Genomic DNA, 1,176 nt, shown 5'->3' with positions numbered 1-1,176 from the left:
CTAGTGTACTGTCTCTAAAATAAAGTCTCCGAAAATTGGCTATGCTTTCCCCGTCAACAACAGGCCGGAGGCGAGCAGATGAACTCGCAGAACATTACCCTCACGTCAGAAGAGCACAGCGAGCTCAGTCGCCGCATTAGGTCTGCCACTATCAGTCAGCGTGATGGCCGTCGTGCCCGGGTAATTCTGTTGGCGGTTCAAGGCCACTCACGGGTAGACATAGCCCGTCTGATTGGCTTTTCACTGCGCTCAGTCACCCGCTGGTGCCAGCGGTTTCAAGAGCTGCGATTAGAGGGCCTGATTGATAAACCTGGACGGGGGCGTCCTTCATCCTTGCCACCGGAGGCACTGAGTCGAGTACTTGAACAGGTGGTTCAACCGCGCATTGGGCAACCTCGCTGGAGTTGCCGAAGCATGGCTAGCGTCGCGGGGATTTCGCCGGCCAGCGTCCAGCGAATCTGGGCGGCCAACGACATCAAGCCGCATCTGACGCGCACCTTCAAACTCTCCAATAATCCGCACTTTGAAGAGAAATTTTGGGATGTGATCGGGCTGTACCTCGACCCGCCAGACAAGGCGTTAGTGCTCTGCTGCGATGAGAAAAGCCAGGTTCAGGCCCTTGAGCGCACCCAGCCCGGACTCCCTCTTGGCATCGGTCATATCCGAACTCAATCGCACGATTATGTTCGCCATGGCACGGTCACCTTGTTCACTGCGCTGGACTATCTTCAGGGGCACTTGATCAGTTGCATCGAGCGCCAACACCGGCATCAGGAGTGGCTGGAATTTCTCAAGAAGATCAATCGAGAAACGCCCAAACATCTTCAACTGCACCTGATCGTGGACAACTACGCCACGCACAAACACCCGACAGTGAAGGCCTGGCTTGAGAAGCACAAACGCTTCCACATGCATTTCACGCGAACCTCAAGTTCGTGGATGAACATGGTTGAGCGCTTCTTTCGCGACATCACGGTGTACCTGCGCGAGGGTAGCTTCAGTACTGTTCGCGAGCTGGAGAGTTCGATTACCACGTTCCTGGCACTGCGAAATGCGCAGCCCACTCGTTACGTTTGGAACGCCAAAGGAGAAGACATATTGAACAAAATACAACAAGCCCGCGAGGCAATGGCGTCGCAGGCATGAGGGATATTATTTCTGAGACAGCACACTAGC

Annotated in this window: 1 protein-coding gene; it reads left to right on the top strand. The window is 54.8% G+C overall.

The window, feature by feature from the left end; all coding sequences use genetic code 11:
- Nucleotides 1-78: 78 nt before the first annotated feature.
- Nucleotides 79-1,146 (top strand): IS630 family transposase, encoded by a 1,068-nt coding sequence (locus tag HBN68_RS21925; protein WP_170000663.1) that lies wholly within the window; start codon nt 79-81, stop codon nt 1,144-1,146.
- Nucleotides 1,147-1,176 lie beyond the last annotated feature (30 nt).

It is taken from the genome of Pseudomonas sp. WS 5078, assembly GCF_012985745.1.
Classification (GTDB): domain Bacteria; phylum Pseudomonadota; class Gammaproteobacteria; order Pseudomonadales; family Pseudomonadaceae; genus Aquipseudomonas; species Aquipseudomonas lundensis_A.
Note: the sequence above shows the minus strand (reverse complement) of the source record. Positions and strands in the feature narration are given on the sequence as shown.